The sequence below is a fragment of the Sulfurimonas sp. genome (genome assembly GCF_027056685.1).
Lineage (GTDB): Bacteria > Campylobacterota > Campylobacteria > Campylobacterales > Sulfurimonadaceae > Sulfurimonas.
Map to the genome: position 1 here is coordinate 1 of NZ_JALUKE010000070.1, position 4,732 is coordinate 4,732.

Here is a 4,732-nt window from a genome sequence, read left to right on the forward strand (position 1 = left end):
AACTACATCTCCAACTTTTGGCGGTTTTTGTGTCGATGTAAAAACAAGATCGTCCATATTCATAAATCTACTGCCATCTTCAAGGTGTACCCAGTTGAGTTTCATAATCTGTGTTAAGGCTTTTGTGACTTTTGCGCGAACGGTAACTGTTTTTCCTACATATTTGTCACGATTTTTAAAAAGTTCTGCAATTGTTAGCGTTCCTTTTGTTTTGTACTTTGATGTCATGATGTTTGGTTTTATACTTTGAATCTTTTGCGGCTGCGTTTGAGAAGTGACTTCACCCGCAAAAAGAATTTTATCAAAAGTACGGTTGAGTGTTTTTGAGTGGAAATTTTTCATCCATCCCTGCTCATTAAATTTGATGGTGTCTCCTACTTTAGCATTGCGTTGTGTCATAGCAATCCAGTAAACATTGCTGCCATCTTTGACTTTCATATATGTATAGCCACCACTGTTAAGAGCTTTTTCTACTTTTGCCTGATGGATACCGGCAGCATAGAGACTAATACCCAGTATGAGTGTGAGTGCGATTTTTTTCATCTGTGTTCCTTTTTTGATTTAATAATTTTAACAAGATTTTAACCAACAAATAGATACAATCGCGACAATTTATAAAATAAAGAGTCCAAATATGTTAAAACCATTACTAATTGAAATCGGTGTTGAAGAGCTTCCTGCAGTTCCTCTTTTAAAAGAGATGAAAAATATTGAGAAAAAATATGCTACTGTTTTAGAAAAGTATTCACTTCTTGGAGAGTTTGAATTTTATTACACTCCTCGTCGTTTGGTTCTATGGCATAGAGAGTTTAAACTTAAACAAGATGATAGTGTAGAGGAGTTCTTTGGAGCGCCTTTGGCTGTGGCATACAAAAACGGTGAGCCAACTCCTGCAGCAAATGGTTTTGCAAAAAAATGTGGTGTTTCACTTGATGAGTTAAGCACGGCAGAGAAAAATGGTAAAGAGGTACTTTACTATAAAAAAGATGTAAAAGGGCAGGAGTCACGCGAACTTCTTGGTGACATCATTCATGAGTGGCTTAAGTCACTTGAGTTTGGAAAATCTATGCGTTGGGGAAGTTTAGATGAGAGCTTTATTCGTCCTATTCGCTGGATAAATGTACTTTTTGGTGACGAGCTTGTGCCTATGAAACTCTATGGTATCGAGTCTGCAAAAACAACAAAAGTACATAGAATAGCGAACTTCAATGCAGTAGCGATTGATGGTGTAAAAGAGTATTTTGAGACACTTAAAAAGGGTGGGGTGACACTCTTTCCTCAAGAGCGTTCAGAGAAAATTCTTGCAGATATTAAACAGATAGAGTCTGAAAATGGCTTAAATGTTGAAATAGATGAAGAACTCTTTGCTGAAGTAGTGGCAATTACAGAAAACCCTACGGCACTTTTAGGCTCGTTCGATGAGGAGTTCTTGCGTTTGCCTCCTGAGGTTATCATCACTTCTATGAAAGAGCATCAAAGATATTTTCCTGTTTTTAAAGATGGAAAACTTATAAATAAATTTGTTGTAGTTTCAAACGCATTGACAAATGATTTTTCAGAAGTCGTAAGTGGAAATGAGCGTGTACTTCGTCCGCGTCTTGCTGATGGACTTTTCTTCTGGGAAAATGACCTTAAAAACGGACTGAGCACAAAAGGGCTTGAAAAAGTTGCATTTTTCAAAGGTCTTGGAAGCGTTGCAGATAAAATAAGCAGAGAAGAAAAAGTAGCAAATAAGCTCTTTGAACTCTACAAGCCAAACGCAGATATTGAAGATTTAAACAGAGCTATAGAGCTTGCAAAAGCTGACTTGATGAGTGAAATGGTTTATGAATTTACTGAGCTTCAGGGAATCATGGGTTACTACTACGCACTTGAAGCTGGTGAGAGTGAAGCAGTAGCTATTGCCATAAAAGAGCAGTACCTTCCTGAGGGTGAAGAGAGTGAGCTTCCATCAACTGAACTTAGCGCTATTGTAGCAATGAGCATTAAGCTTGACACACTTCTTGGACTCTTTTCTGTTAATGAAATTCCAACAGGTTCGCGTGATCCATTTGCACTTCGTCGTGCAGTGAATGGCATCATTCGTATAGTCAATGAGTATGGTTTTGAGTTTGACATTGTAAAAACTATGAAAGAGCTTGCTGGAAATTATGATGCTATTGATTTGGTAAAACTTGAGAGTTTCATATTAGAGCGTATTAAGAGATATTACGCTGTTAATCCTTCTATCATCGAAGCTGTTTTAGCATCAGATGAGAGAGAACTCTTAGCACTTGGACAAAAAATAGAAGCACTCAACACTCTTGTAAACTCTGAAGGTTTTGATGATATTTTCTCAACATTTAAGCGTGTTGCAAACATCACTAAAGATATTGATTTAAGTGCTGACTTGACTATCGATGAGTCACTTTTTGAAGAAGAAGCAGAAAAAGCACTTTATAAGAGATACCAAGAAGTCACTGCAAAATCATACGAGAGTTATGAAGAGGAGCTTGATGCACTCTTTGGTCTTAAACCTGAACTAGATAGTTTCTTTGAAAATGTGATGGTAAACGCAGAAGATGAGAAAATTAAGAACAATAGAAAGGCACTTGTGGCTTCCATCTACAAAAGTATTCTTAACATTGCCGACATTAAAGAGGTAAGTGTTTAGGAGCATTTGATGTATGACATTGCCATCGTCGGAGCAGGTATAAACGGCTGTAGTGTCGCTTATGAGTTCCTTCAAGAGGGTAAAAGTGTCATTTTGTTTGACAAAGAGAGCGTAGCCGCTGGTGGTAGTGGTGCTGCAGGTGCTTTTATATCTCCAAAGTTCTCAAAATCTGGAGAACTTCGAGAGATGTTGGATGCTGCGTTTAGCTATTCGCTCAACTACTACAAAACAAATTTTCCCCACTCTTTTCAAGCCTCACAACTCCTGCACATTGCAAAAGATGATAAAGATGATGCGATGATTGGTGAATATAAGAAAAATCCTGCGTTTAAGCTTGAAAAGGCATCACAAGAGGTGCTTGATTCTCTTACTGAAATGGCAAAGAGGAGAGAACATATCTCTCTAAACGCAGCGATAGTGAATGCACAGAGTGTTTGTCAGGAGATGAGCAAAAGCGCGAAATTTGTGCGTGAAAAAGTGGAAAATCTACGCTACGATGATGGCTTTTGGCTTATAAATGAGACTTACGCTGCAAAAGAGATCGTTTTGGCAACTGGAGCGTATGAAAAAGTCATTAAAGAGCCTTACATCGATGTTCGGGGAATCTGGGGACACCGTGTAGATGTGCAGACAAGCTCTAAAAATCCCTATTCTCTCCATCAGTTTGTCTCCATCTCAAAAAGTTCTGAAATAGATGGCAAAAATTTACTTGCAATCGGTGCAACACATAACATCCACTATCATCCAGATAAAAACAAAGAACCCTATGACATAGAAAAAGGAAGAGCAGAGCTTTTGGAAAAAGCGGCTCAAACGATTAACCTAAAAGATGTCAAAATCATAAAAGATTATGTAGGACTGCGTTCAGGTTCAGTTGACTATATGCCACTACTTGGTTCTTTGATACTCTCAGATGAGACCATTGAAAATTGTGGAAATCGTCTGCAAGACAAACGCATTAGCTATGATGAATTTAGTTACTATCCAAACTTGTATATCATTAATGGCAGTGGTGGATACGGCTTTGTACTTGCGCCTTATTTGGCAAAGATATTAAAGGAATTTATACTCAGTGGAAAAAAGATAGACAAAAGCATCGCCCCTGCAAGATATTTTGCGAGATGGGCGAGAAGAAGAAAGTAAAAGTTAGATTTTTATTATTTGAGGCGGCATAGGTTTAAAAATTGCCTTGACTGCATTTGCACGAACCTCGCGTGCTTTTCCTCCTGCATACGGAGAAGGGTAGTAAGCACGCTCGATGCACTCATCTGGGTCGTAGTTGTTGTCGTACATAAATACGACATTTTTATCGAGTTTGTTTACATGTGCTGAAAGTGCTCTTGCGTAAGCAATAATAGCTTTATGGTGACGGTCGTATTTATGTCCTATACCAAAAAAGACAAATTTCCCAGTCAAGCGAATCTTTGGAATATCAATATAGTTAAGATGTCTGTCATAGCGTGTAAATTGTGTTGAAGTAAGTTTGTCAAGATCTGCATCAAACTCTTCTATAATAGGTGTTGGTTCAATATTTTCACGATTATAGTTAAAAAGATAACGAATCTCTACAAGTTTTCCTTTGTAATGTTCTTTAAACCCTGCGTTTAAAATGTAGTCTTTTGGAGATTCATTAAGTGGTACAAATTCATCATACTTATCAAACCTGTCCTCTTGTAAAAAACGGCTCATTTTATACCCTACAGGACTTCGCTCAGGATTATACAAAAAGACCGTCCCCGCCACATGTTTACGCTTCTTTTTAAGCATATTCTTTAAATCATCCACCGTGATTTTCTCATCTTCACTCTCGTTGATGTACATATACTGTTCAACAAGGTAGTCCATATCAAAATTTGTCGAAAATTTTCCAAATACCTGCATACTCATAACCCTTTTAATTTTGCGAATTATATCCTAAAATTGCTTGGGATTGCATATAATGTTTAAGGAACAAAATGTGTTTTTATTAGGATTTTAAACAAATAAATGAACATTATGTTCAAATATCAGCTAATTCAGTAATAAAAACACACTTTATTTTTAAGCATAATAGTTAATTTTTTAAATAATCATCAAAAA

The 4,732-nt window shown here is 37.0% G+C and carries 4 protein-coding genes; 2 read left to right on the plus strand and 2 right to left on the minus strand.

The features are described from left to right. A partial coding sequence (locus MVY38_RS03205; protein ID WP_297483545.1) for a hypothetical protein occupies nucleotides 1–543 on the minus strand: 543 nt, incomplete at its 3' end. 91 nt (nucleotides 544–634) lie between these two features. Here MVY38_RS03205 and glyS point away from each other — a divergent pair. Together glyS and MVY38_RS03215 are read left to right on the plus strand one after the other, a co-directional pair. Next, a complete protein-coding gene (glyS, locus tag MVY38_RS03210) occupies nucleotides 635–2,653 on the plus strand; it encodes a glycine--tRNA ligase subunit beta (protein ID WP_297483546.1) in 2,019 nt (672 codons plus the stop codon). Between the two features lie 9 nt (nucleotides 2,654–2,662). Then, entirely contained in the window at nucleotides 2,663–3,796 is a 1,134-nt protein-coding gene (locus MVY38_RS03215; RefSeq protein WP_297483548.1) for an FAD-binding oxidoreductase, read from the plus strand. Nucleotides 3,797–3,799: 3 nt separating this feature from the next. Here MVY38_RS03215 and MVY38_RS03220 read toward each other — a convergent pair whose 3' ends face one another. Next, entirely contained in the window at nucleotides 3,800–4,534 is a 735-nt protein-coding gene (locus tag MVY38_RS03220; protein ID WP_297483549.1) for a hypothetical protein, read from the minus strand. Between the last annotated feature and the right edge of the window lie 198 nt (nucleotides 4,535–4,732).